The organism is Actinomadura violacea, from assembly GCF_017573465.1.
GTDB lineage: Bacteria > Actinomycetota > Actinomycetes > Streptosporangiales > Streptosporangiaceae > Spirillospora > Spirillospora violacea.
This window is the reverse complement of record NZ_JAGEPF010000011.1, coordinates 90,100-113,119: the sequence shown is the minus strand read 5'-3', so window position 1 is coordinate 113,119 and position 23,020 is coordinate 90,100. Positions and strand designations below refer to the sequence as shown.

At 73.9% G+C, this 23,020-nt stretch carries 25 protein-coding genes and 1 tRNA gene; 18 read left to right on the top strand and 8 right to left on the bottom strand.

Features of this window, described 5'->3' with window-relative positions:
* The first annotated feature begins 6 nt into the window (after nucleotides 1–6).
* The 7 genes from J4709_RS18725 (at nucleotide 7) to J4709_RS18695 (ending at nucleotide 7,085) form a co-directional block, all read left to right on the top strand.
* Nucleotides 7–585: a TerD family protein gene (locus J4709_RS18725; RefSeq protein WP_208242450.1), complete on the top strand. Its 579-nt coding sequence runs from the start codon at nucleotides 7–9 to the stop codon at nucleotides 583–585.
* Between the two features lie 80 nt (nucleotides 586–665).
* Nucleotides 666–1,862, top strand: coding sequence for an HpcH/HpaI aldolase/citrate lyase family protein (locus J4709_RS18720; protein WP_208242449.1), 1,197 nt, complete (start codon nucleotides 666–668; stop codon nucleotides 1,860–1,862).
* Nucleotides 1,859–3,226 carry a phosphoribosyltransferase family protein gene (locus J4709_RS18715; RefSeq protein WP_208242448.1) on the top strand — a complete coding sequence of 456 codons (1,368 nt, stop codon included), beginning with the start codon at nucleotides 1,859–1,861 and terminating at the stop codon, nucleotides 3,224–3,226. The genes J4709_RS18720 and J4709_RS18715 overlap by 4 nt, the downstream gene beginning before the upstream one ends.
* Nucleotides 3,223–4,335, top strand: a complete 1,113-nt coding sequence (locus J4709_RS55630; RefSeq protein WP_208242446.1) for a cysteine protease StiP family protein — start codon at nucleotides 3,223–3,225, stop codon at nucleotides 4,333–4,335. Before J4709_RS18715 ends, J4709_RS55630 begins: the two co-directional genes overlap by 4 nt.
* Nucleotides 4,332–5,141: an HAD family hydrolase gene (locus J4709_RS18705; RefSeq protein ID WP_208242445.1), complete on the top strand. Its 810-nt coding sequence runs from the start codon at nucleotides 4,332–4,334 to the stop codon at nucleotides 5,139–5,141. The genes J4709_RS55630 and J4709_RS18705 overlap by 4 nt, the downstream gene beginning before the upstream one ends.
* Nucleotides 5,142–5,253: 112 nt before the next feature.
* Nucleotides 5,254–6,573, top strand: coding sequence for an MGH1-like glycoside hydrolase domain-containing protein (locus J4709_RS18700; protein WP_208242444.1), 1,320 nt, complete (start codon nucleotides 5,254–5,256; stop codon nucleotides 6,571–6,573).
* A gap of 17 nt (nucleotides 6,574–6,590) precedes the next feature.
* A complete protein-coding gene (locus J4709_RS18695; protein ID WP_208242443.1) occupies nucleotides 6,591–7,085 on the top strand; it encodes a hypothetical protein in 495 nt (164 codons plus the stop codon).
* Here the strand turns inward: J4709_RS18695 and J4709_RS18690 are convergent.
* A complete protein-coding gene (locus J4709_RS18690) occupies nucleotides 7,082–7,369 on the bottom strand; it encodes a YtxH domain-containing protein (protein WP_208242442.1) in 288 nt (95 codons plus the stop codon). The genes J4709_RS18695 and J4709_RS18690 overlap by 4 nt on opposite strands.
* 142 nt (nucleotides 7,370–7,511) lie before the next feature.
* On the opposite strand from J4709_RS18690, the gene J4709_RS18685 reads away from it, so the two are divergent.
* A tRNA-Asn gene (locus J4709_RS18685) sits at nucleotides 7,512–7,584 on the top strand.
* Between the two features lie 88 nt (nucleotides 7,585–7,672).
* On the opposite strand, the gene J4709_RS18680 is transcribed toward J4709_RS18685, so the two are convergent.
* Both J4709_RS18680 and J4709_RS18675 read right to left on the bottom strand, forming a co-directional pair.
* Entirely contained in the window at nucleotides 7,673–8,800 is a 1,128-nt protein-coding gene (locus J4709_RS18680) for a serine hydrolase domain-containing protein (RefSeq protein ID WP_208242441.1), read from the bottom strand.
* A gap of 88 nt (nucleotides 8,801–8,888) precedes the next feature.
* A complete protein-coding gene (locus J4709_RS18675) occupies nucleotides 8,889–10,874 on the bottom strand; it encodes a hypothetical protein (RefSeq protein ID WP_208242440.1) in 1,986 nt (661 codons plus the stop codon).
* 65 nt (nucleotides 10,875–10,939) lie between these two features.
* On the opposite strand from J4709_RS18675, the gene J4709_RS18670 reads away from it, so the two are divergent.
* Nucleotides 10,940–11,326: a VOC family protein gene (locus J4709_RS18670; RefSeq protein WP_208242439.1), complete on the top strand. Its 387-nt coding sequence runs from the start codon at nucleotides 10,940–10,942 to the stop codon at nucleotides 11,324–11,326.
* A gap of 7 nt (nucleotides 11,327–11,333) precedes the next feature.
* Here J4709_RS18670 and J4709_RS18665 read toward each other — a convergent pair whose 3' ends face one another.
* Nucleotides 11,334–11,729 carry a MarR family winged helix-turn-helix transcriptional regulator gene (locus J4709_RS18665; protein WP_208242438.1) on the bottom strand — a complete coding sequence of 132 codons (396 nt, stop codon included), beginning with the start codon at nucleotides 11,727–11,729 and terminating at the stop codon, nucleotides 11,334–11,336.
* 46 nt (nucleotides 11,730–11,775) lie between these two features.
* Between J4709_RS18665 and J4709_RS18660 the strand changes: the two genes are divergently transcribed.
* Complete coding sequence (locus tag J4709_RS18660) at nucleotides 11,776–12,618, top strand: zinc-binding dehydrogenase (protein WP_208242436.1); 843 nt, start codon at nucleotides 11,776–11,778, stop codon at nucleotides 12,616–12,618.
* Nucleotides 12,579–13,076, top strand: a complete 498-nt coding sequence (locus J4709_RS18655) for a DUF6939 family protein (protein ID WP_307801354.1) — start codon at nucleotides 12,579–12,581, stop codon at nucleotides 13,074–13,076. The genes J4709_RS18660 and J4709_RS18655 overlap by 40 nt, the downstream gene beginning before the upstream one ends.
* Nucleotides 13,077–13,130: 54 nt before the next feature.
* Here J4709_RS18655 and J4709_RS18650 read toward each other — a convergent pair whose 3' ends face one another.
* Nucleotides 13,131–13,307, bottom strand: a complete 177-nt coding sequence (locus J4709_RS18650) for a hypothetical protein (RefSeq protein WP_208242432.1) — start codon at nucleotides 13,305–13,307, stop codon at nucleotides 13,131–13,133.
* A 90-nt stretch (nucleotides 13,308–13,397) separates the two neighbouring features.
* On the opposite strand from J4709_RS18650, the gene J4709_RS18645 reads away from it, so the two are divergent.
* Together J4709_RS18645 and J4709_RS18640 are read left to right on the top strand one after the other, a co-directional pair.
* Nucleotides 13,398–14,564, top strand: a complete 1,167-nt coding sequence (locus J4709_RS18645; protein WP_208242429.1) for a sensor histidine kinase — start codon at nucleotides 13,398–13,400, stop codon at nucleotides 14,562–14,564.
* Nucleotides 14,552–15,172: a response regulator gene (locus J4709_RS18640; protein WP_208242427.1), complete on the top strand. Its 621-nt coding sequence runs from the start codon at nucleotides 14,552–14,554 to the stop codon at nucleotides 15,170–15,172. Before J4709_RS18645 ends, J4709_RS18640 begins: the two co-directional genes overlap by 13 nt.
* Nucleotides 15,173–15,181: 9 nt before the next feature.
* Here the strand turns inward: J4709_RS18640 and J4709_RS18635 are convergent, their stop codons facing one another.
* Both J4709_RS18635 and J4709_RS18630 read right to left on the bottom strand, forming a co-directional pair.
* On the bottom strand, nucleotides 15,182–16,024 hold the full coding sequence (locus tag J4709_RS18635; protein ID WP_208242425.1) for a siderophore-interacting protein: 843 nt from the start codon (nucleotides 16,022–16,024) through the stop codon (nucleotides 15,182–15,184).
* A gap of 46 nt (nucleotides 16,025–16,070) precedes the next feature.
* The gene (locus J4709_RS18630) at nucleotides 16,071–17,099 is read right to left on the bottom strand and encodes an ABC transporter substrate-binding protein (protein ID WP_208242423.1); all 1,029 of its coding nucleotides are present in this window, start codon (nucleotides 17,097–17,099) and stop codon (nucleotides 16,071–16,073) included.
* A 246-nt stretch (nucleotides 17,100–17,345) separates the two neighbouring features.
* Between J4709_RS18630 and J4709_RS18625 the strand changes: the two genes are divergently transcribed.
* The 5 genes from J4709_RS18625 (at nucleotide 17,346) to J4709_RS18605 (ending at nucleotide 22,300) form a co-directional block, all read left to right on the top strand.
* Nucleotides 17,346–18,302, top strand: coding sequence for a FecCD family ABC transporter permease (locus J4709_RS18625; protein ID WP_307801352.1), 957 nt, complete (start codon nucleotides 17,346–17,348; stop codon nucleotides 18,300–18,302).
* Complete coding sequence (locus J4709_RS18620) at nucleotides 18,299–19,369, top strand: FecCD family ABC transporter permease (RefSeq protein WP_208242421.1); 1,071 nt, start codon at nucleotides 18,299–18,301, stop codon at nucleotides 19,367–19,369. Before J4709_RS18625 ends, J4709_RS18620 begins: the two co-directional genes overlap by 4 nt.
* Nucleotides 19,369–20,181: an ABC transporter ATP-binding protein gene (locus J4709_RS18615; RefSeq protein ID WP_208242419.1), complete on the top strand. Its 813-nt coding sequence runs from the start codon at nucleotides 19,369–19,371 to the stop codon at nucleotides 20,179–20,181. The genes J4709_RS18620 and J4709_RS18615 overlap by 1 nt, the downstream gene beginning before the upstream one ends.
* A gap of 155 nt (nucleotides 20,182–20,336) precedes the next feature.
* A complete protein-coding gene (locus tag J4709_RS18610) occupies nucleotides 20,337–21,824 on the top strand; it encodes an MFS transporter (protein ID WP_208242417.1) in 1,488 nt (495 codons plus the stop codon).
* Nucleotides 21,821–22,300 (top strand): MarR family winged helix-turn-helix transcriptional regulator, encoded by a 480-nt coding sequence (locus J4709_RS18605; protein ID WP_208242415.1) that lies wholly within the window; start codon nucleotides 21,821–21,823, stop codon nucleotides 22,298–22,300. The genes J4709_RS18610 and J4709_RS18605 overlap by 4 nt, the downstream gene beginning before the upstream one ends.
* Nucleotides 22,301–22,319: 19 nt before the next feature.
* On the opposite strand, the gene J4709_RS18600 is transcribed toward J4709_RS18605, so the two are convergent.
* The gene (locus tag J4709_RS18600; RefSeq protein WP_208242404.1) at nucleotides 22,320–22,922 is read right to left on the bottom strand and encodes an Rv1733c family protein; all 603 of its coding nucleotides are present in this window, start codon (nucleotides 22,920–22,922) and stop codon (nucleotides 22,320–22,322) included.
* Nucleotides 22,923–23,020 lie beyond the last annotated feature (98 nt).

The following is a 23,020-nucleotide window of genomic DNA, read 5'->3' as shown; positions in this document are numbered from 1 at the left end:
CCGATGATGACGATTTCGCTGCAGAAGGGGCAGAAGGTCTCCCTGGCCAAGCCCGGTGGCGGCACCCTCACCCGGGTCAGGATGGGCCTCGGCTGGGACGCCGTCGCGAAGAAGGGGCTGTTCGGCAAGGGCAAGGCCCAGTCGATCGACCTGGACGCGTCCTGCCTGCTGTTCGACGCGGCCGGCAACCTCGCCGACTCGGTGTGGTTCCGGCAGCTGCGCAGCAAGGACGGGTCCGTCCAGCACACCGGCGACAACCTGACCGGCGCGGGCGAGGGCGACGACGAGGTCATCAACGTCGACCTGCAGGGCGTGCCGGCCAACGTCGTCCAGCTGGTGTTCACGGTGAACTCCTTCACCGGGCAGGACTTCTCGCAGATCGAGAACGCGTTCTGCCGGCTGGTGGACGAGGCGACCGGGCAGGAGATCGCGCGGTACGACCTGAGCGGCGCGGGGCAGCACAACGCGCAGATCATGGCGAAGGTGTCGCGGGACGGCCAGGGCTGGTCGATGACCGCGATCGGCGCGACGGCGACGGGCCGGACGTTCCAGCACCTGCTGCCCGCCGTGTCCGCTCATCTGTGACCGACGTGCACCGGTGAAAGGGAGCATGGACGACCATGGGCGCCGCGCTGGCGCGGCGCCCACGGTGACGTGGGGCGCGTATGCGGCACTTCGACCATATTGACACCGCCTACCGCAAGCACCTGTTCTACCGTCATCCCCGGCCGTTCGGCCGGCACGACGATCCGGCGGTGCTGGCGGTGGCGCTCGGCGCGACGCTGTACTGCCCCGCCACCCGTCCCGCGCTCGCGGCCGACATCGAGAAGGCGGCGCGGCGCGGCGTCATGAGCATGGTCGTGTGCCTGGAGGACGCGATCGGCGACGACGAGGTGCCCGAGGCGGAGGCGAACCTGGTCGCGCAGCTGCGCGACCTGCACGCCCGCGGCGCGGACGTCCCCGGGGAGGCGGGCGGCGGGCGTTCGATCGGGGGCGTGCCGCTGCTGTTCGTCCGGGTCCGCGAGCCGCGGCAGATCGGCGACATCGCCGTCCGGCTCGGGCCCGCGGCCGGGCTGGTCAGCGGGTTCGTGCTGCCGAAGTTCACCGCGGCGGCCGGTGGAGCGTTCCTCGACGCGCTGGAGGACGCGGCGGCCCGCACCGGGCTGCCGCTGCTGGCGATGCCGGTGATCGAGAGCCCGGACGCGGTGTACAGCGAGAGCCGCACCGAGATGCTGCACGAGGTGGCGCGGCTGCTGGCCAAGCACCGCGAGCGGGTCCTCGCGGTGCGGATCGGCGCGACCGACATGTCGGCGGCGTACGGGCTGCGCCGCCCGCCCGACCTGACGATCTACGACATCCGTCCGGTCGCCGCCGCGATCACCGACATCGTCAACGTGCTCGGCCGCGCGGACGGCAGCGGCTTCGTGGTGACCGGGCCGGTGTGGGAGTACTTCTCGGCGGGCGAGCGGATGTTCAAGCCGCAGCTGCGGCAGTCGCCGTTCGAGGCGCAGCGGGCCGCGCCGCTGCGGCAGCGGCTCATCACCTCCGACCTGGACGGGCTGATCCGCGAGGTGCACCTGGACAAGGCCAACGGCCTCACCGGCAAGACCGTCATCCATCCGACGCATGTGGCGGCCGTCCACGCGCTGTCCGTCGTCACGCACGAGGAGTACTGCGATGCCGCCGACATCCTCGGGTACGCGGGCGGCGGCGCGATGGCCAGCTCGTACGCGAACAAGATGAACGAGGCGAAACCGCACCGCGCCTGGGCGGAGCGGCTGATGCTGCGCGCGCGCGTGTTCGGGGTCGCGGCGCGTGACGTGACGTTCGTCGAGCTTCTGGAAGCGGCGGGCAGCCGATGACGGAGGTGTGGCCGGGCGAGTGGGTGACGTCGCGGCTCGGTGTGCGCCTGGTCGACGGTGCCCGCCCGGCGGGGGCGGGGCTGGCGGCGATGGTGGGGCTCGCCGTGCGGCGCAACCCGCGGCGCGCTCATCTGCTGGTCTCGGCCGTGCTCGGCAAGCACGTCCCGACCGATCCGCGGCTGGTGTACGGATCGGGGTTGCTGCTGGGCGAGCTCGTGCGCGCGCGCCTGCGCGATGAGGCGGTGTCGGTTCCTCTGCTTGGGGACGCCTTGGCGGGGGTGCCCGGCGCCGCCGCGGCGTTGCGCGACGTGTTGCGGGAACCGCGTCCGCCCGTGGACGCCATAGTCCTCGGCTATGCGGAGACCGCGACCGCTCTAGGGCATTCCGTGGCGGACGCCCTGGGCGGCGCCTACTACCTGCACTCCACGCGCCGCCCGGTGCGGGGCTATGCCGCGTACGGCGGGTTCGAGGAGGAGCACAGCCACGCGACGAGCCATCTGCTGCTGCCGTCCGACCCGGCGGCGCTCGACCGGGACGTCCCGGTCGTGCTCGTGGACGACGAGCTGTCCACAGGGCAGACGGTCCTGAACACGATCTCCGCGCTGCACGCGTTGCGTCCGCGGCGGCACTACGTCCTGGCCGCGCTGGTCGATCTGCGAGACGACGCCGACCGCGCCCGCGTGGACGAGCTCGCCGCGCGGCTGGGCACGCGCATCGACGCCGTCTCCCTGGCCGGAGGCCGGGTGGAGCTGCCGGAGGGCGTCCTGGAGACGGGCACGCGGATCGTCTCCGAGCTGTCCGCCGCCGCGTCGGCTGCGCCGGACTCGGGAGGCGAAGCATTCGCCGTCGCGCGGGTCTCGCTCGGCTGGCCGGGCGGCGTGCCCGATGGCGGGCGCCACGGATTCCTGCCCGCTCACCGCGCCGCCCTGGAGAAGGACCTGCCGCGCATGGCCGACGCCGTCGCTCCGGAGCTCGGCGGCGCGTCCCGAGTGCTGGTGCTCGGGTTCGAGGAGCTGATGTACGCGCCGCTGCGGCTGGCGGAGGCGCTCGCCGACGCGTCGCCCGGCGTGGACGTCCGCTACTCGACGACCACCCGCTCGCCCGTCCTGGCCGTCGACGACCCGGGCTACGCGATCCGCACCCGGCTCGCGTTCCCGGCGCACGACGACCCGGCGGACGGCCCGGGGGAGCGGTACGCCTACAACGTCGCACCCGCCGCCGGCCGACCGCCGTTCGACCGCATCGTGTTCGTGGTGGACGACGTGGGCGACACGCAGGGGCTCGCCGGCGGGCTGCTCGCGCGCCTGCGGCGCCTCACGCCCGTGGTGGTCGCGACCGTCCCGTCCTATGGGGGAGATCAGTGAGGCCGCTTCACGGGCCGGATTTCGGCAGCTACCGGGCGGAGGACGTCACGTGGCTGCTCAAGGACCTGTCGAACGTGCGGCTGGAGGCGCCGGCGGAGGAGCGGGAGGCGGCCGTCCAGACGGGCCGCGCGCACTACGCCGAATCGCTGCCGATCGAGTACCAGCCGGGCCCGGAGTACCGGCGGCTGTTCCAGGACGCGCTGGAGGCGTCCGCGGAACGGCTCGCCTACGCGACCGGGCTCGTCACCGAGCAGATCCTCGCCGAGCGAGGCCCCGGCGCCGTCGTGGTCTCGCTCGCGCGCGCGGGCACGCCCGTCGGGATCCTGATCCGGCGCTGGGCCCGGTTCGCGCACGGCCTGGACCTGCCGCACTACGCGATCAGCATCGTCCGGGACCGGGGCATCGACACGGTCGCGCTGGAGTACCTCGCCGCCCGGCACGACCCGTCCGCGGTGATGTTCGTGGACGGCTGGACGGGCAAGGGCGCCATCACCCGGGAGCTGACCGCCGCGCTCGCCGGGACCGGGTTCCCCGCCGACCTGGCCGTTCTCGCCGATCCCGGCCGCTGCACGCCGTTGCACGGCACCCGCGACGACTTCCTGATCCCGTCCGCGTGCCTGAACTCGACGGTGTCCGGGCTGGTCAGCCGGACCGTCCTGAACGCCGACCTGATCGGCCCCGGCGACTTCCACGGTGCGAAGTTCTACGCCGAACTGGCAGACGACGACGTGTCCGAGCTGTTCCTCGACACCGTCTGCGCGCGCTTCGCGGACGTCGCGGAACGCGTTGCCAAGGACGTGCCGGACCTGCGGGCGTCCGACCGCACGCCCGACTGGTCGGGCTGGGAGGCGGTCCGGAGCGTCGCGGACGAGCACGGCATCGACGACCTCAACCTGGTGAAGCCCGGCATCGGCGAGACGACGCGCGTACTGCTGCGCCGCGTCCCGTGGAAGGTCCTCGCGCGCGCGGACGCGGGTCCCGAACTGACGCACATCAAGCACCTCGCCAGCGAACGCGGCGTGCCCGTCGTGGACGTCGAGCCGGACCGGTTCCCCTACGCGTGCATGGGGCTCATCCACCCGCGCTTCGGCAAGGGGGCCGTCCAGTGACCGTGCTGGTGTGCTCGGACCTGGACCGTACGCTCATCTACTCGCAGGCGGCCTTCTCCTTGGACGGCCCCGACGAGGCCATGCCGCGCCTCGTCTGCGTCGAGTTCTACCAGGGCGCCCCACTCTCCTATATGACGGAGACCGCCGCGCGCACACTGGAGACCCTCGCCGCGTCCGCAGTGTTCGTCCCCACGACGACGCGGACACCCGAGCAGTACCGCCGCGTCCACCTGCTGGAGAAGCCGCCCGCCTACGCGATCTGCGCGAACGGCGGCCACCTCCTCGTGGACGGCGAGGACGACCCGTCCTGGTCGGCGTCCGTGCGCGCCCGCATCGCGGACGGATGCGCACCCCTCGCCGAGGTCCGCGACCGCCTCGCCCGGACGGGAGGCGAGTTCGTCCTGAAACGGCGCACCGCGTCCGACCTGTTCGCCTACACCATCGTCGACCGCGCCGCCCTCCCGCCCGGCTGGGTCGACGACCTCGCCGGCTGGTGCGCCGAACGCGGCTGGCGGACGTCCCTGCAGGGCCGCAAGGTCTACTGCCTGCCCGCCGGCCTCACCAAGGCCGCCGCGGCTGCCGAGGTCGCCCGCCGCACCGGCGCGTCCGCGACGCTCGCCGCCGGCGACTCCCTCCTCGACGCGGAACTGCTCGAAGCCGCCGACCTGGCCGTCCGTCCCGCGCACGGCGAACTCCACGACGCCGGCTGGACGTCCCCGTCCGCCGCCGTCACCGCGTCTCGCGGCATCGCCGCCGGCCAGGAGATCACGAACTGGCTCCTGCACCGGGTGGAAAATCACCGCTGACCCGCCCCGCCCGTCGACAACCGACGCCGCCCGGGGGCTCGCCGGGGCCGCGATCACGGGTCACAATCACCCTAGGACCCCGCTCCGGCCGCGAGGAGGTACCCCTGCGCGCATGAGCTCCCGTCTCACCGGCGACGAGACCGCCCTGTGGAAGGCCGCGGCCCGCGTGCTGGACGCGAACTGGACCGGGACCGCGACCGCCGCGTCCCCCGGCCTCTACCCCCACCAGTGGAGCTGGGACTCGGCCTTCATCAGCCTCGGCCTGGCCCGGCACCGCCCCGACCGCGCCGAGACCGAACTGCTGTCGCTGTTCCGCGGCCAATGGGCCGACGGCATGCTCCCGCACATCGTGTTCAACACCACGCTCGCGCGGCACGCCTTCTTCCCCGGCCCCGACCTGTGGCGCAGCACCGGGCAGGCCGCCGCGCCCCGCACCGTGCAGACCTCCGGCCTCACCCAGCCGCCCGTCCACGCCCTCGTCGCCCTCCGCCTGCACGAATGCGCCCGCGACGGGGAGAGCAGCCGCGGCTTCCTCGCCCGCCTCTACCCGCTGCTCGCCGCCCAGCACCGCCACCTCGCCACCGCCCGCGACCTCGGCGCCGGCGGCCTCGCCGCGATCTGCCACCCGTGGGAGTCCGGCCTCGACAACAGCCCCGCCTGGGACCGCCCCCTCGCCGCCCTCCAGCTCCCGCCCACCGCCTACGCGCCCGCGCACCGCTCCCGCACCCTGCCCACCGGCGAGGACTACGACCGCTACGTCCGGCTCGTCGCCCTCATGCGCGACGCCGGCTACCGCCCCGAGTACCTGCGCGAATCCCACCCGTTCGCGGTCGAGGACCCGCTGTTCAACGCCACCTACCTCGCGTCCGCGCACGCCCTCGCCGAGATCGCCCGCATCGTCGGCGCCGACCCCGTCCCGCACCGGGAGGCCGCGCAGCGCCTCCACACCGCCCTCCTCGACCGCCTCTGGGACCCCGACACCGGCTGCTTCCGCGCCCGCGACCTGCGCGACGACCGGCTCCTGCCCGTCATCACCGCCGGCTCCTTCGGCCCCCTCCTGGACCCCGAGCTGCCCGCCGCGCACGTCCGCAACCTCGTCGACCTGCTGCTGTCCGCCCGGTTCGCCGGCGCCGCCGGCTACCCCGTCCCCACCTGCGACATCCAGGCGCCCGCCTTCGACCGCGGCGGCTACTGGCGCGGCCCCACCTGGGTCAGCACCAACTGGCTGATCTGGTACGGCGCCCTCGCGCACGGCCTCCCCGTCGTCGCCGACCTGCTGTACGGCTCCACGATCCGGCTCGTCCGCCAGTCCGGGTTCCGCGAGTTCTTCGACCCCTTCGACGGCACCGGACGCGGCAGCCACGACTACTCCTGGTCCGCCGCCCTCGTCCTGGACCTGCTCGGCGCCCGCCGCGCCCCGCAGGCCGCCTGATCGCCTACCGTTGGGGCATGCGCCTTCTCCGGGGCCACCTGCCCTCCGCGGTCCGCGACGCGCTCACCACCGAACGCGGCGAACGCGTCCTCGCGTCCGCCCCCACCCGCGGCGGCTCCCACGTGGTCGCCACCACCACCGCCCTGCACGTCCCGACGCCCGCCGGCGGCTTCCTGCGCGTCCCATGGGAGCGCGTCGACCAGGCCACCTGGAAGGACGGCTGGCTGCACGTCGAGGAGACCTCCGGCGGCGGCGAGCACCACGTCCGCCTCACCGAGCCCGGCTCCGTCCCCGAGACCGTCCGGGAACGCGTCACCGCCACCATCGCCGTCACCCACCAGGCGAAGCTGCCCGGCGGCGGCAAGGTGCGCATAGCGGGCCGGCGCCCCGCCGCCGGCGGCGACGTGCGCTGGACTTTCGTCTTCGACGCAGGCCTCGACCCCGCCGACCCGGGCCTGCGCGCCCAGGCCGAACAGGTCCTCGAGGACCTGCGCCGACAGACGGGCCTCTAACCCGGGTAGACCTTCGGCTGCTCGTCGGCCTCGTGCCTTCCGGACATCTTCTGCTGCGGCACCTTCTCCTTCGCGGACGAGGCCATCTCGCCGGCCTTCCCGCGCGCGGCCCCGGCGAACTCGCCGCCCTTCGCGCGCAGCGCGCCCGCGGCCTCCTGCACGTTCGGGTTCTCCGACACCTGCCGCGACAGCCGCTTGATCTGCTCGTAGCGCTCCCGCCCGGCCTTCGTCCCGAGGACGTAGCCGATCGCGGCGCCTGCCATGAACATCATGCGCGACTTCATGTTCAACTCCCTGTGCGGGCCGATCGTCCACACTCCATACCCGTGAACGCCGCCGCCACCCGCAAACGCGTGCGCGAACAGCCCCGCACATGCGCTAACCTAGACGCGCTGGCAGGGGCCCGAGGCCCCGCCGGACGTACGATCCCGCGTAGCTCAATCGGCAGAGCAGCCGGCTGTTAACCGGCAGGTTATTGGTTCGAGTCCAATCGCGGGAGCTTTGGTGGCCCCCTCTTCGGAGGGGGTTTCGTCGTTTCGGGGCTCCCCGTCACGCCCGTGTGCGCGGCGGGACGGGGAGCGGGCGGCTCAGGATGCGCAGTAGGCGTTCTTCAGCGCGTTGTACAGGTGGACCTGGCCGTTGGTGCCCTCGGACAGGTTGTCCTCGGTGCCTTCGAGGACGACCTCCTTGGTGCCGTCGGCGTTGGCGGCGGCGTACGTGACGTAGCCGGGGACCAGGCCGTTCTTGACGTACATCGGCCCGCACGCGGTGGCGAGCGTCTCGATGCCGAGGTCGAAGTAGTTGTCGGTGGTGCCCTCCTGGACGCCGGTGGTCAGCTCCTGGCGCTGCGCGGGAGGCAGCAGCGTCCCGTCCATCAGGGCGCGGAAGAACGCGGCCAGGTCCCTGCTCGTCGAGATCATGGCGCCGGCCGCGCCGGTGATCGTGACGTTGCTGGTGCTCACGTCGGTGTAGGGGACGTTCGTGCCGATCCAGATGAGGGGCACCGCATAGCCGTGGATGTAGTTGCCCGGCATGTCGTCGGTGGTCGGGAAGGTGGTCTCGGTCAGCCCGAGCGGGTCGATGACGAGGTCCTTCACCGCGGTCGCCGGGTCCGTGCCGGTCACCGCCTGGATGATCATCCCGGCGGCGATGTAGGCGGTGTTGGTGTAGCCGACGGTGGTGCCGGGGGCGGCGGTGGGCTTGGACCGCAGGGCCAGGTCGAGCAGTTGCCGCGGCGTGTACCGGGTGGTGGAGGTGAAGGCGGACCTGGGGAGCTTGTTGAAGACCTCGGGCAGCCCGGACGTCATGTTCAGCAGCTCGCGGATCGTGATCTTCGTGCCGTCGTTGCCGTTGGCGTCGACGACACCGGGCAGCCATCGGGCGACGGTGTCGTCCAGGGACAGCTTGCCCTGGGCCTCCAGTTTCAGGAGGGTGGCGGCGATGAAGGTCTTGGTGACGCTGCCGATCCGGAACCGCGCGGACGGGTCGGCGGCGGCGCCGGTGGCCCGGTCGTTGACGCCGCCGCTCACCGTCTGCACGGTGTCGCCCTGGCGGACCAGGCCGATGACGGCGGGGTAGCCGTCGGCCAGTCCCTGGGTGACGCCGGCCTGCAGGGCCTGGACCGCCGTCAGGCCGTCGGCGTTGGCCGGGACGGCGCCGGCCAGGACGGCCAGCCCGCAGGCGATGCCTAATGCGGTCGCACGCACAGATGCCATCTCGCTCCTCACAAGCGATCGACGCAGGGGCGCTGGGTCGCGCATCGCCATTAAAGAACATTTATGTCTGTTTGGCGAGGGCGCCGGGTCACTGGCGGGAGAGGACCCGGGTCACGCCGGCGGCGATCGTGGTGGCGAGGATCCAGCCGGACGCGATCAGGGCGGCCGCGAGCCACTGGTAGGCGCCGCGCGGGTTGAAAGCGCCCTCCTGGCCGAAGCTGATGATCGGCAGGAGGAGGTCGAGGGAGTAGAGGAACGGGTTGAACGCCGGCGCCTCGTCCCTCTTGAGGGGCATCGGATGGTGTGCGGCGAAGACCAGGGTGCCGATGAGGAGCAGGGTCGCCAGGAGGATGCCGGCGCGGAGCGGACGGTAGCCGTAGCCGACCGTCCAGTCTTGCGCGAAGCCCCATAGCTGCGCTGGGCGCGGCACGGTTCGGCGGCGGCGGCGCTGTTTCGCCAGGCGGACGGTGCGGGCCTCGGTGTCGCGGCCCATGCTCTGGAAGACGGTGGCGAGCTGCTCGTAGGGCTGCGGGTGGTAGCCGTCGGTGTCCAGCCAGGCGAGGCGGTCGTCGACGGTGCCGGGGGAGTCGAGGGTCTGGTAGCCGAACCCGTCGAGCATGGAGTCCGCGGGCCAGCGCGTCGGGTCGTCGCGGAGCACCTCGATGCGCGCGTGCCGCAGGTCCACGGTGCCCTCGGTCAGCGTGCAGCGGGTCAGCCACAGCATCTCGGCCCGGACGCGACGGAGCCCGAGGGTGATGTTGCGGGAGCCGGTGACCGTTGATTTGTGGAAGCTCAGCTCGCTTCCGATCCGGGCGCCGGCGAGGGCCAGACGGCCGTCGGCGGTGAAGCCGTCATTGCAGGTCATGACGCCGCTGACGGTCAGGCCGTAGCCGATGAGCGACTGGCGGCCGGGGTTGGACAGGTGCGCGCCGTCGAGTTCGACGCTGGCCTCGATGACGGAGTCGATCAGGCGGATCTCGCCTTCGGCGCGCAGGCCCTGGCCGGCCAGACCTCCGGTGACCTGGGCGCGGCACAAGCTGAGCGCCTGGCCGCCGGGATCGGAGAGGCTTGCCCCGGCGACGTCGACCGTGCCCTGGACGGTCGCGCCGTCGAGGCAGATCCGTCCCTGGGCGCGGAAGCCGGACGCCGCGCGCAGCGTGCTGCCGATCGTGATCAGCCGCGCGTTCAGCGCCGTGCCGCCGGGGGCGGCGAGCTCGGCGCCGGTGAGCAGCAGGGTGCCGCCGATCGCCGCGGAGCGCAGGCTGACCTTGCCTTCGGCGCGGAACCCCGCGTCGAGGACGGCGGCGCCGTCGATGCGGGCGCGGTCGGCGTCGAGGGCCGTCCCGGACGGGTTGGACAGCCGCGCCCCGGACAGCAGGAGCCGCCGCCCGATCCGCGCGTCCGGCAGGCGCACCTCGCCGTCGGCGGTGAGGCCCCGCGCGTGCAGCCCGGCCGGCAGCTCGATCCCCTCCGCGTCGAGTGCGACCGCGCCGGGATTGGACAGTTTCGCGCCGTCGAAGACGCAGGTCCCGCCGGCGTGCGCGCCCTGCAGCATGACCTCGCCGGTGATCTCCGCTTCGGCGGCGTCGATGTTGCGGGCGACGGTCAGGGCGTAGGCCTCGACGTCCGCGAGCCGGGCCGCGCGCAGCGACAGCGTGCCGTCGATCCGGGTGCCGACGAGCTGCAGCGGGCCGTCCAGCCGGCAGTTGCGCAGCCACAGCAGGCCGTCGACCTGGGAGTCCGAGACGTTGAGGGCGGGCAGCCGCGAGCCGGTCAGGCTGAACTGCCGGATGCGGGTCGAGTAGAGGGCGGGCGGTTCGTCGAACACGCAGTCGCGCATCAGCACCGCGTACCGGACCTCGGCGTAGGACAGGTCGAGCACGCCGGTGATCCGCGCGCCCGTGAGCCGTATCGCCGGGACCTGCCCCGCGTCGGCCGGCCGGGCGCCCAGCAGGAGCGCCGAGACGAGCTCGCCGCGCACCGCCTCCCCGGTGCCCGTCAGATCGACCTCGCCCGCGTTCGGGAACGCGTCCCAGAGCGCTCGTTCCGCGTCCGACAGATCCTCGATATCCATTTGGTCCTCATGCATACACGGCCGCGGCGGGCGGCGCCACAGCACGCGTTCGTAGACTCGGGATCATGCTCAGACTCGGTTTCCCGGTGATCGGCGTCACCGACATCCCGCGCGCCGTGGAGTTCTGGACGTCGGCGCTGGACCTGGTGTCCACGCCCGAATTCGAGAGTCCCGGCTGGCGGACGCTGAACCACGCGGACGGGTCGGGGCGGGCGCTCGGGCTGATGCGCAGCGAGTCGCCGGCGGAGCCGCGTCCGCGCCTGCACCTCGACCTGTTCGTGGACGGCACCGCGGAGCAGGACGCCGAGGTCGAGCGGCTGATCGGGCTCGGCGCGAGCCGCGTCGACTGGGACCTCTACCCGCCGGACCCCGACTTCGTCGTCCTAGCCGACCCCGACGGCAACCTCTTCTGCATCGTCGACCTGAGCCGCGCCCCCTCCGGCTCGCAGTGAGCCGCCGCTAGGCGTCCGGCGGTGTGTCGCGGGCGTCGATGAGGGCTTGGACGCCGTCGGAGAAGCGGCGGGTGAGCCGGGCCAGGTCGGCGCGGTCGCGGTCCGTCCAGCCGGCGAACGCCTTGTCCAGCAGCCGTCTGCGGCCCTCGTTGATCGACGCGACCACGCGGCGGCCCTCCGGCGTGAGTTCGGCCGTCTTGACGCGGCGGTCGTGGGGCGCATCGGCGCGGGCGACCAGGCCGATCTCCTCGAGGCGGGCGAGGGAGCGGCTGACCTTCGGGTGGTTGTGGTCGACGAGCTCTGCGAGGTCGAGGACGCCGGTCGGGCCGCGCAGGTCCAGGTGGACGAGGTAGCGGCACAGGTCCGGGTCGAGGGTGACGCCGTTCGACCGGTGGTGGGCCAAGGGGCTGCACCCCGCGAGCCCGGCCGGGTTTCCGCAGGTGGTGGGTGTGGACGGAGTGGGGCGGCTGGAAGACGGCACGCGCGTCGCGTTCTTCGGGCCGATCGCGCCGTACGGCGGGATGGCGGAACGGGCGCTGGTGCGGCGGGGCATGTGGTTCCCGGGCCGGGACGGTGTGGACGACGTGACGGCGGCCGCACTGCTGAACCCCGGCGGCGCGGCGTGGAAGACGGTCGTGTGGGAGGGCGGCGCGGGCCCCGGGAAGACGGTGCTGGTGCTCGGCGCCACCGGAGCATCCGGGCGGATCGCGGTGCAGGTGGCGAAGCGGGAAGGGGCACGGGTGGTCGCGGCCGGACGCGATCGGACGGCCCTCGGCGCGCTGGCCGAGCGCGGCGCCGACGCCGTGGTCCGGCTCGACCGGCCGAAGGACGAGGTGGTCGAGGCCATCGTCGCCCACGGACCGTACGACCTGGTCGTCGACTACCTGTGGGGCGCTCCGGCGGAGGCCGCGTTCGCGGCGCTGTCGCGGGGCGGCGATCGGCGCGTCCGGTACATCCTCGTCGGCATGTCGGCGGGCGAGACGGCGGAGATCCCCGCCATGGCCCTGCGCGCCGCACCGGTCGAGGTGGCCGGCAGCGGTGCGGGCGGCTCGCCGACGTCGAGGATGCCTGGACCCGTCCCGAGAACGGCCGCCGCATCGTCTTCGTCCCCTGATTCGGCTCGTCGAATGAAGGCAATCGGCACATCGTCTCTGCGGTCGAGGGCGCAGGCGGCGGGGGAATGTCGGTGGGGGGTGGGAGGGTGCCGGGTGTGGCGATTCATGTGGCGAGTCGGAGGCGGGCGCGGGCGTCGGTGGAGGCGGAGTGGCCCGGCGCGGTGGTGCTGGACGTGACGTCGCGGGGGCCGTTGCCGTGGGTGCGGTTCAGCCCGTTCTACCCGCACGGCGGTGTGCCGGTGCCGTTCTCAGACGGGGCGACGGGCGAGAGCGTGGAGGGGATCTGGCAGGCGCTGAAGGTGTTCGAGGGCGCCGGCGTGGACCCGTCCAGGCTGGCGATCACGTCGATGAAGGGGATCAAGCGGACGGTCCGCAAGTACGGGCCGGTGCGGGGGCACCGGGCGGGGCTCGACGGGGCGGAGCTGCTGCCGTACGGGCGGGCGCGGCGGGAGGTCTACCTGCCGGCGTACAGATGGGTGCTGGAGAACAAGGTGGCGGACCTGGTCGAGGAGCTGAGGGGCCTGGGAGAGGTGGTGCTGCTCGACTACACCGTGAACGGGGACGTGGACGACCTGTCCAAGCCCCTGTCGCACGCGGCGCTGGTCGGGGCGTTCGCCGAGGGCCGGTGGCCCTGACCGGCGCGGACGCCGCCCCGCGAGGCGTCCGCGCGGGGCGGCCGGTCCGCGGGGTCAGGCGCGCCCGCGGCTGAAGCGGCCGGCGAACGCCCAGCCGAGGCCGAGCAGCACGCCGCCGATCGCGGCGACGAGGCCGAGGGCGGGGGTGTCGAGCATGGCGAGGAGGCCGATGACCAGCCCGTAGAGGATCGTGAGGGCGAAGAGGGCGGCCCGGATCGGGTTGTTGTTCATACCCGTCATGGTTCCGGCGGCGGCCCGGCGTTACTATCCACCGGTCGGTGGACAGAGCCCGCCGCGGCACGCCGGGGGAGCGGACTTTTCATGAACGGTGTGGACCCGGCGATGGCGCGGGCCGAGGACGTCTGGTACCGGTCGTACCCCTTCTGGGACGCCTACTTCGCGCTGGTGCTGGTCGGCACGATCGCGGCGACGGCGGCGGACGGGCTGCCGCCCGGCCGGCAGTCGGCGGCGATCATGCTGCTGGTGCTGCTGAGCCTGGCGTACGTGCGGGTGGGCCGGAAGGCGCTGCGGTCCCGCGAGGAGCGGCGCCCGGGGTGCAAGGTGTACGCGGCGGCGCTGGTGCTGATGTTCGTGCCGGCGACGGTGCTGGCGCCGGTGACGTCGATGGGGCTGGCGGCGCTCGCGCCGCAGGTCTACATGGTGTACGGCGCGGCCCGCGGGTTCGTGCTGATGATGGTGCTGTTCTCCGGGGCGATCGGGTCGGCGATGGTCGCGTCCGGCGCGGGCGTGACGCTGACCCTGATGATGATGCTGGTCGGCATCGTGTGCAGCGGGCTGCTCGCCACGTTCATCGGCCGGCTGAGCGCGCAGAACCGGGAGCGGGCGCGGCTGATCGAGGAACTGGACCGCACCCGCGGCGAGCTGGCCGAGCTGAGCCGCGAGGCGGGTGTGCTCGCGGAGCGGGAGCGGCTCGCCCGCGACATCCACGACACGATCGCGCAGGGGTTCACCAGCATCGTGATGCTGGCGCAGGCGGCCGAGGCGGAGGTCGGGCCGAACCGGCATCTGGACCTGGTGGCGCGGACGGCGCGGGAGAACCTCGCCGAGACGCGGGGGCTGGTCGCGGCGCTGGCGCCGCCCGCGCTGGCGGAGGGGTCGCTGGCGGAGGCGCTGCGGCGGCTGGCCGCCGACTTCGCGCTGCCCGTCGACATGGACGTGGAGGGGGAGCAGCGGCCGCTCGGCCCGGCGGCGGAGGTGGTGCTGCTGCGGGTGGCGCAGGAGGCGCTGGCGAACGTCCGCAAGCACGCGGCCGCGACGTCGGTGTGGATGTCGCTGGAGTTCGGGCGGGACGCGGCGCGGCTGACGGTCGCCGACGACGGCCGCGGGTTCGATCCGGCGGCGGTCGCGTCGGGGTTCGGGCTGCGCGGCATGCGGGGGCGCGTCGAGCAGGCGGGCGGCGACCTCGCCGTGCGCAGCGGCGAGGGTGAGGGCGCCGTGGTCGAGGTGGTGCTGCCGTGCTCCGCGTGATGATCGTGGACGACCATCCGATCGTCCGGGAGGGGCTGCGCGGGATGCTCGCGGCCGAGCCCGGCATGGAGGTGGCGGGGGAGGCGGGGAGCGGCGACGAGGCCGTCGCGCTGGTGCCGCGGGTGCGGCCGGACGTGGTCCTGATGGATCTGCGGATGCCCGGCGGGGACGGGGTGAGCGCGATCGAGCGGCTCGGCCCGGCGGGGCACCGGGTGCTGGTGCTGACGACGTTCGAGGACGACGCGGACATCGTCCGGGCCGTCCGGGCGGGCGCCGCGGGCTACCTGCTGAAGGACGCGTCCCGGACCGACCTGGCCGCCGCGATCCGGGAGGTCGCGGCGGGCCGGACGGTGCTGTCGCCGTCGGTGTCGGCGAAGCTGAGCGCGGCGCGGGCGGCGCCCGCGCCGGCGGTGCTGTCGGCGCGGGAGGCGGAGGTGCTCGCGCTGGTCGCCCGCGGGATGACGAACGCCGAGATCGGTGCGCGGCTGTTCATCGGGCAGGCGACGGTGAAGACGCACCTGCTGCGGGTGTTCGGCAAGCTCGGGGTGTCGGACCGGACGGCGGCGGTGATGGCCGCGATCGAGCAGGGCGTCCTGCCGCCGCCCTGAGCCCGCCCGTCACTCCTCCGTGGCGGGGCTGCCGCCGGCGACGACCTCGGCGAGCAGGTCCTCCTCGGTGGCGCCGCGCCGCCAGTAGCCGGTGAAGGTGACGTCGCGGCGGTGCAGGCCGCGCTCGCCGACCAGGTGCCGGCGCATCGCCTTCACGGTGGCGGACTCGCCCGCGATCCAGGCGTACGCGCCGTCCGGGACGGACGCGCCGCGCACCGCGTCGAGCAGGCCGCCCGCGTCGACCCAGCCGATCTCCGCGTCGGCGTCGGTCGGCAGCTCCTGCCGGTCGCCGGGGTGCGGGGTCTCGACGAGCACCTGAGCGGGCGTCCCGGCGGGCAGCCAGGCGAGGTTCCCGGCGATGGCCGGGAGCGCGGTGAGGTCGCCGGCGATGACGACGGGCCGTCCGGGCGGCGGGCGGAAGTCGCAGCCGCCGTTGTCGGGCCCGGTCGGGCCGAGCACGACGACGCGGTCGCCGGGGGCGGCGGCGGACGCCCAGCGGGACGCGGGGCCGGACGTCCCGCCGGGGTGCAGCGCGAAGTCGACGTCGAGCTCGCCGGGCCGCTGCGCCCGCACGGTGTAGGAGCGCATGATGCCGCGTTCGGCGGGGTCGAGGGCGCGCCAGTCGGCGAACCAGGTGTCGGGCGACCAGTCGTCCGGCATGACGGGCGCGTCCTGGTGCGGGTGCGGCAGGAAGATCTTGAATCGCTGGTCGCGGCCGCCGGTGGCGAAGCCGCCGGGCCCGCCGTCCAGGCACGTCCCGCCGAAGGTGACGCGGACCATGGACGGGCCGAGCCGCGCGGCGCGCAGGACGTGCAGGTCGAAGAAGGCGTACGGGTGGCTGGGGGTCCTCATCGCTGTGCCTTTCGGTGAACGCGGCCCGGCGGCCCGGGCCGCCGGGTCAGCCGGTCTTCTTCGCGGTGCGGATGGTCTGGGCGAGGGCCTCGATGATCGGCGCGCAGCCCTCGTAGGAGAAGCGGGGCTCGGGCTGCCAGCCGACGACCTGGCCGGCCTTCACGGCGGGCAGGTCCTTCCAGGACGGCTTGGACCCGAGGTCCTTCGGCTGGAGCGCCTGCGTGCGGCTGTCGAGCATGATGACGTCGGCCTTGTACTTGTCGGCGTTCTCCCAGCTCAGGTCCTCGAAATAGCCGTCCTGGCCGAGCTTGTCCGGCACGATGAGGTCGAGGCCGAGTTCCTTGAAGTAGATGAGGTCGGTGTTCTTGTTCGGGCTGGAGGCGTAGAACAGGTCGGGGCTGGCGGACGCGGCGAGCACCTTCAGCCCGGCGTTGGCCTTCGCGGCGGCGCGCAGCGACTCGACGGCCTTGTCGAAGCGGGCCCTGGCGGCGGTGACCTTGGCGGACTTCAGGTCGGCGCCGAGCGCGGCGGCGAGCGCGGCGGTCCGCTCGATCGGCTTCGGCAGCGCGACGTCGCCGGCGGAGATCGCGGCCTGCGGCGCGAGCGCGTAGATCTTGTCCTTGCTCTCGGCCGGGACGTAGAAGAGTTCGTCCTTGACGAACATGTTGTCCACGAGCAGGTCGGGGCGGAGCGAGGCGTACTTCTCGATGTTGAACTCGCCGTAGGCGTTGCCGATGATCGTGAGCCGGTCGACGGGCAGGTTCCCGGCCTGCGGGTCGGGCTTGCCGTCCTTGAGCTTCGTCGGCCCGTACACGCCGACGATCTGCTGGTCGACGCCGAAGTCGTAGAGGGCGGCGAGGGCCCCGACGTAGCCGACGACGCGCCGCGGGCGCGACTTGAGCTTCACCGCGGTGCCGCGGTCGTCGGTGAACGTCCAGGCGCCGCCGGACGGGGACGCCCCGCTCTTCCCGTCGCCGCCCCCGCCGCACGCGCTGATCAGGGCGCCGAGGGCGACGGCGCCGCCGGCGCCGAGAAGGCCGCGGCGGGTGAGGGAGGGCGAGGGGGATGTCCACATTTTCGGCTGCTCATCTCTGATCGAACGTGATGGCCGGATTCCGGCCCGATGGGCGCTTAGGTTAACCTAACCTAAGTTGTTGTCCAGTGGCAGGGGGCGGGCCGCCGCCCCCGTCCGTCCCCCCGGAGCCAGCCAGTGCCGTTGACCAGAACCGCGCCACCGACGGCCCCGGCGCGCGCACCCGCCACGCCCGCGCCGCCTTCGTCGCGCCGCCACTCCGTCCGCGCGTTAGGGCTGGTCGCGGCGGTGTTGCTGCTCCTGGCCGTCCTCGTCCTGAGCCTCGCCGTCGGCGCGAAACCGCTCTCGGCCGGGCAGGCGTGGGACGGGCTGCTGCACCGCGGCTCGGACTCCTACACCGTCGTCCACCAGATGCGCCTGCCGCGCACCCTGCTCGGGCTGCTCGCCGGCGTCGCGCTCGGGCTGGCCGGCGCGGTGATGCAGGCGGTCACCCGCAACCCGCTCGCCGACCCGGGCCTCCTCGGCATCAGCGCGGGCGCGTCCGCCGCCGTCGTGTCCGCGATCTCCTTCCTCGGCATCGTGTCGTTCGCCGGGTTCGTGTGGTTCGCGTTCGCGGGCGCCGGCGCGGTGGCCGTGCTGCTCTACGCGGTCGGCGGCGGGCGCGGCGCGACGCCCGCGCGGCTCGCCCTCGCCGGGTCCGCGCTCAACGCGGCGCTGTACTCCTACGTCAACGCGGTCCAGCTGCTCGACACCGCGTCCCTCGACCGGATGCGGTTCTGGACGGTCGGGTCGCTCGCCGCCGCGCAGACGTCCACGGTCGAGAAGGTCGCGCCGTTCGTCGCCGCCGGACTCGTGCTCGCGCTGCTGCTGGCCCGCCCGCTGAACGCCATGGCGATGGGCGAGGACGCGGCGCGCGCGCTCGGCACCGACCCCGGCCGCGTCAAGATCGTCTCGATCGCAGCGATCACGCTGCTGTGCGGCGCCGCGACGGCGGCCTGCGGGCCGATCATCTTCGTCGGGCTGATGGTGCCGCACCTCGTTCGCGCGCTGACCGGGCCCGACCTGCGCTGGCTGCTGCCCTACTGCGCGGTCCTCGCGCCCGCGCTGATGCTGGCCGCGGACGTGCTCGGACGCGTCGTCGTGCGGCCGTCCGAGCTCCAAGTCGGGATCGTCATGGTGGTCGCGGGCGGGCCGGTGTTCCTCTACTTCGTCCGGCGGCCGCGCAGCAAGGCGGTCGCGTCATGAAGCCCGCAGGAGCGAAGGGCGCAGCGGGAGTGAAGGGCGCCGTCATCAGGACGCCGAACGGGATGTCGCTGCGGTTCAGCCCGCGCGCCGTCGCCGTCGCCGTCCTCTGCCTGGCCGTCGCGCTCGGTGTCGGCGTGCTGCTGATCGGCAGCGGCGACTTCCCGATGGGCCCCGCCGACGTCGTCCGGACGCTGCTCGGCAACGGCACGCCCGCCGACTCGCTGATCGTGAACGAGATCCGGCTGCCCCGCGCGGCCGCCGGGCTCGCGGTCGGCGCCGCGCTCGGGCTGGCCGGCGCGATCTTCCAGTCGCTGACCCGCAACCCGCTCGGCAGCCCCGACGTGCTCGGCTTCAGCCAGGGCGCGGCGACCGGCGTGCTCGGCGTCATCGTGCTGACCGGCGGCGGCAGCGCGGCGGTCGCCGCGGGCGCCGCCGCCGGCGGGCTGCTCACCGGCGCCGTCGTGTACGCCGTCGCCGGCCGGCACGGCGCGCACGGGCAGCGGCTGATCCTCGTCGGCATCGGCGTCGCCGCGATCCTCACCGGCGTGAACGGCTACCTGCTCACCCAGGCGAAGATCACCGACGCGGCGCGCGCCGTGCTGTGGCTGACCGGCAGCCTGAACGGCCGGGACTGGGCCGACGCCGCGCCCGTCCTCGCCGCGCTCGCCGTCCTCGGCCCGCTGGTGGTGGTCGGCTGCGGGCGCGCGCTGCGGATGCTGGAGATGGGCGACGACGCGGCGCACGGCCTCGGCGTCCCCATCGAGCGGGCCCGGCTGATCATGCTGGCCGCGGCCGTGCTGCTCACCTCGTTCGCCGCGGCGGCGGCCGGGCCGGTGTCCTTCGTGGCGCTGACCGCGCCGCAGCTCGCCCGCCGGCTGACCCGCGCGCCCGGCCCCAACCTGCTGCCGTCCATGTGCATGGGCGCGGCGCTGCTGGTGGCGGCCGACTGGGCCGCGCAGCGCGCGTTCACCGGCCACCAGCTCCCGGTCGGCGTGGTGACCGGGCTGCTCGGCGGCGGATACCTGGTCTGGCTCCTCGTGACCCAACGCAAGACGGGACGGATTTGATGAAGGACGCGAACGCGCGGCTCAGCGGCACCGGCCTCACCCTCGCCTACGACAAGCGCACCATCGCCGAGGACCTCGACGTCGCGGTGCCGGACGGCTCGTTCACCGTCATCGTCGGGCCGAACGCGTGCGGCAAGTCGACCCTGCTGCGGGCGCTCGCGCGCATCCTCAAGCCCGCGTCCGGCACCGTCGTGCTGGACGGCGAGCCGATCGCGGGCTGGCCCGCCAAGAAGCTCGCCCGCACCCTCGGGCTGCTGCCGCAGTCGTCGATCGCGCCGGAGGGGATCACGGTCGCCGACCTGGTGTCGCGCGGCCGGTACCCGCACCAGGGGCTGCTGCGGCAGTGGTCCCGCGAGGACGAGCGGGTCGTCACCGAGTCGATGGAGGCCACCGGCGTCGCCGCGCTCGCGGACCGTCCGGTGGACGAGCTGTCGGGCGGGCAGCGGCAGCGGGTGTGGATCGCGATGGCGCTCGCGCAGCAGACGCCGCTGCTGCTGCTGGACGAGCCCACCACCTACCTGGACATCGCCCACCAGATCGAGGTGCTGGACCTGTGCGCGCGACTGCACGAGGAGGGCCGCACCGTCGTCGCCGTCCTGCACGACCTGAACCACGCCGCGCGGTACGCCACCCACATGATCGCGATGCGGGACGGGGCGATCGTGGCGGAGGGCGGGCCGGACACGGTGGTGACGGCGGAGCTGGTCGAGGAGGTGTTCCGGCTGCCGTGCCGGGTGATCGAGTGCCCGGAGACCGGGACGCCGCTGGTGGTGCCCGCCGCGCGCGCCGCCCGCGTCGCCGCCGGGACCTGACGCGAGGCGTGACCGGGGCGACATGACCTGGGCGACATGACCTGGGCGGCGTGACCGGGGCGACGTGACGAGGGACACGGCGGTCATGCCGGGCATCACCGAAAAGTAGTTGTACTCTTATAACGGTTATAGGTGTACAACGATTGGACCCCGGCTTGACCGACCTCACCCCCCGCCGCCGGATGCTGGTGCTGGCCATCTGCTGCATGAGCCTGCTCATCGTCAGCCTGGACAACACCATCCTGAACGTCGCGCTGCCCACCCTGCGGCGCGAGTTCCACAGTTCGGTGTCCGGCCTGCAATGGACCATCGACGCCTACCTCATCGTCCTGGCCTCGCTGCTCATCCTGGCCGGCTCCACCGCCGACCGGATCGGCCGCCGCCGCGTCTTCCAGACCGGGCTCGCGCTGTTCGTGCTCGGCTCGGTGCTGTGCAGCCTCGCCCCGTCCCTCGGCTGGCTCGTCGCCGCCCGCGTCGTGCAGGCCGTCGGCGGCTCGATGCTCAACCCGGTCGCCATGTCGATCATCACCAACGTGTTCACCGAGCCCCGCGAGCGCGCCCGCGCCATCGGCGTGTGGGGCGCCGTCGTCGGGCTCAGCATGGCGATGGGGCCGCTGGTCGGCGGCGTCCTGGTCGACTCGGTCGGCTGGCGGTCGATCTTCTGGCTGAACGTGCCGATCGGGCTCGCCGCGCTGGTGCTGACCGCGCTGTTCGTGCCCGAGTCGCGCGCCGAGCGGCCGCGCCGCGCCGACCCCGCCGGGCAGGTCTTCATGATCCTGCTGCTCGGCACCGTGGCCTACGCGATCATCGAGGGCCCCGGGCGCGGCTGGGGCGACCCCGCCGTCCTCGGCGCCGCGGCCGTCGCCGTGCTCAGCCTCGCCGGGTTCGTCCGGCACGCGTTGCGCACCCCCGAACCCCTGATCGACCTGCGCTTCTTCCGCAGCGTCCCGTTCACCGGCGCCACCGTGATCGCGGTGTCGGAATTCGCGGCGCTCGGCGGGTTCATGTTCCTGAACGCCCTCTACCTGCAGGACGTGCGGGGGCTGTCGGCCCTGCACGCCGGCCTCTACCTGCTGCCGATGGCGGCGATGAGCGCCGTGTTCGCGCCGCTGTCCGGGCGCCTCGTCGGCACCCGCGGCCCGCGCCCGTCGCTCGTCGTCGCGGGCGCCGCCACCCTCGCCAGCGCGGTGCTCATGGCGGCGTTCGACGCCGAGACCCACGACGCCACGCTGTTCATCGCCTACGTGCTGTTCGGCATCGGGTTCGGCATGGTCAACTCGCCGATCACCAACACCGCGGTGTCCGGGATGCCGCGCGCGCAGGCCGGCGTCGCCGCCGCCGTCGCCTCCACCAGCCGGCAGGTCGGCCAGGCCCTCGGCGTAGCGGTGATCGGCGCGGTGCTGGCCGCCGGCACCTCCGGCGCCCGGTCCGGCGGCGCGGACTTCGTCGCCGCCGCCCGCCCGGCATACTGGGTGCTGGCCGGCTGCGCCGCCGTCGTGCTGGCGCTCGGCGTGCTCACCACCGGCCGCCGCGCCGCCCGCAGCGCCGCGCGGACGGCCGCGCAGTTCGAGGACGCCGCGCAGTTCGAGACCGCCGGGCCGGCCGGCGGCGGACGCCACGTGACGGGAGCGAGCACCCGATGAACCAGCCCCGCCCCGCCGCCGCGCCCGGACCGGCGACAGGACCGGCGTCCGGCACCGGGCCGGACGCGGCCCGCCGCGTCTGGCGCAACCTGTGGACGCTGATGCAGGAGCGGGGCGACCGGCGCGCCGAGGTCGCCGAGGCGCTCGGAATGAGCTTCTTCCGCACCAAGGTGCTGCGCCGGCTGGCCGCCGCGCCGGAGCCGTTCACCCTGCGCGGCCTCGCCGACCTGCTCGGCACCGACCGCCCCTACGTCACCCTCGTCGTGGACGACCTGGTCGAGCGCGGGTTCGTGGAGCGCACCCCGAACCCCGCCGACCGGCGCTCCAAGCTCGTGACGGTCACCGGCGCCGGCCGCGAGGCCGCCGCCGAGGCCGAGCGGATCCTCGGCACGCCGCCCGCCGTGCTCTACGAGCTCCCGCCCGAGGACCTCGCCGTCCTCGACCGGGTGGCCGCCCGCCTCGTCGAGGACCAGTAGGAGGACCGGCGGGGCGCGCTCAGCGCTGCCCGGCCGAGTCCATCCGCGCCCAGTCCGCCTCCCACATCTCGTCGCGGCGGCGGTCGCAGCGGCGGCGGACCAGGAGGTAGGCGAGCAGGACCGGCGTCCCCACGCCGAGGACGGCGGCCGTGGCGGCGTAGGCCGCGTCGGTCACCGTGCGGCTGTGCGGGCGCGGACGCACCGTCGGGTCGCCCTTGGCGTTGATCCAGATCGTCCGGTGCGCGCCGGCCTTCGCGTTCTTCCAGCTCGGCAGCGTGCCGGTGCGGGGCGCGCCGCCGGCGCCGGGCCAGGTCGCCTGCACGGTCTCGTGGACGTAGCGGTCGCCGGACGACCCGATCCCGCCCGTCGAGGTGACGGTCGCGACGACCTGGTGCCGCTGGGTGCGTTCAGCGCGTTCGGCCTGGCTGCCCGCGTGGTAGGACCACGTGCCCGCCCAGAACGCGAGCGGCGGCCCCACCGCGAGCAGCAGCAGGATCAGCGCCACGCCGACCAGCCGCTGGACGCGGTCGATGGGCCGGCGCAGCTCGCTGTGCTCCAGGCCGAGCCTGCGGCGCAGCCTGGCGAGCGACCCGCCGGCACGTCCGTCACCGGACCCGCGCATCTGCGTCACCTCCCCGGGGCGTGCCCACCCGGCAGGGGGTCCTGGACCCTCGTCCCCCAGGATATTCCCGTGTTCGAAGATCGGCACATGACCGGTGA

Coding starts and splice junctions, on each gene's coding strand:
- J4709_RS18690 (WP_208242442.1), bottom strand. CDS start 7,369: ATGAAGTCGCGCATGATGTTCATGGCAGGCGCCGCGATCGGCTACGTC.
- J4709_RS18600 (WP_208242404.1), bottom strand. CDS start 22,922: ATGCGCGGGTCCGGTGACGGACGTGCCGGCGGGTCGCTCGCCAGGCTG.
- J4709_RS18635 (WP_208242425.1), bottom strand. CDS start 16,024: ATGAGGACCCCCAGCCACCCGTACGCCTTCTTCGACCTGCACGTCCTG.
- J4709_RS18645 (WP_208242429.1), top strand. CDS start 13,398: ATGAACGGTGTGGACCCGGCGATGGCGCGGGCCGAGGACGTCTGGTAC.
- J4709_RS18605 (WP_208242415.1), top strand. CDS start 21,821: ATGAACCAGCCCCGCCCCGCCGCCGCGCCCGGACCGGCGACAGGACCG.
- J4709_RS18680 (WP_208242441.1), bottom strand. CDS start 8,800: ATGGCATCTGTGCGTGCGACCGCATTAGGCATCGCCTGCGGGCTGGCC.
- J4709_RS18715 (WP_208242448.1), top strand. CDS start 1,859: ATGACGGAGGTGTGGCCGGGCGAGTGGGTGACGTCGCGGCTCGGTGTG.
- J4709_RS18695 (WP_208242443.1), top strand. CDS start 6,591: ATGCGCCTTCTCCGGGGCCACCTGCCCTCCGCGGTCCGCGACGCGCTC.
- J4709_RS18620 (WP_208242421.1), top strand. CDS start 18,299: ATGAAGCCCGCAGGAGCGAAGGGCGCAGCGGGAGTGAAGGGCGCCGTC.
- J4709_RS18615 (WP_208242419.1), top strand. CDS start 19,369: ATGAAGGACGCGAACGCGCGGCTCAGCGGCACCGGCCTCACCCTCGCC.
- J4709_RS18700 (WP_208242444.1), top strand. CDS start 5,254: ATGAGCTCCCGTCTCACCGGCGACGAGACCGCCCTGTGGAAGGCCGCG.
- J4709_RS18720 (WP_208242449.1), top strand. CDS start 666: ATGCGGCACTTCGACCATATTGACACCGCCTACCGCAAGCACCTGTTC.
- J4709_RS18650 (WP_208242432.1), bottom strand. CDS start 13,307: ATGAACAACAACCCGATCCGGGCCGCCCTCTTCGCCCTCACGATCCTC.
- J4709_RS18670 (WP_208242439.1), top strand. CDS start 10,940: ATGCTCAGACTCGGTTTCCCGGTGATCGGCGTCACCGACATCCCGCGC.
- J4709_RS18725 (WP_208242450.1), top strand. CDS start 7: ATGACGATTTCGCTGCAGAAGGGGCAGAAGGTCTCCCTGGCCAAGCCC.
- J4709_RS18630 (WP_208242423.1), bottom strand. CDS start 17,099: ATGTGGACATCCCCCTCGCCCTCCCTCACCCGCCGCGGCCTTCTCGGC.
- J4709_RS18675 (WP_208242440.1), bottom strand. CDS start 10,874: ATGGATATCGAGGATCTGTCGGACGCGGAACGAGCGCTCTGGGACGCG.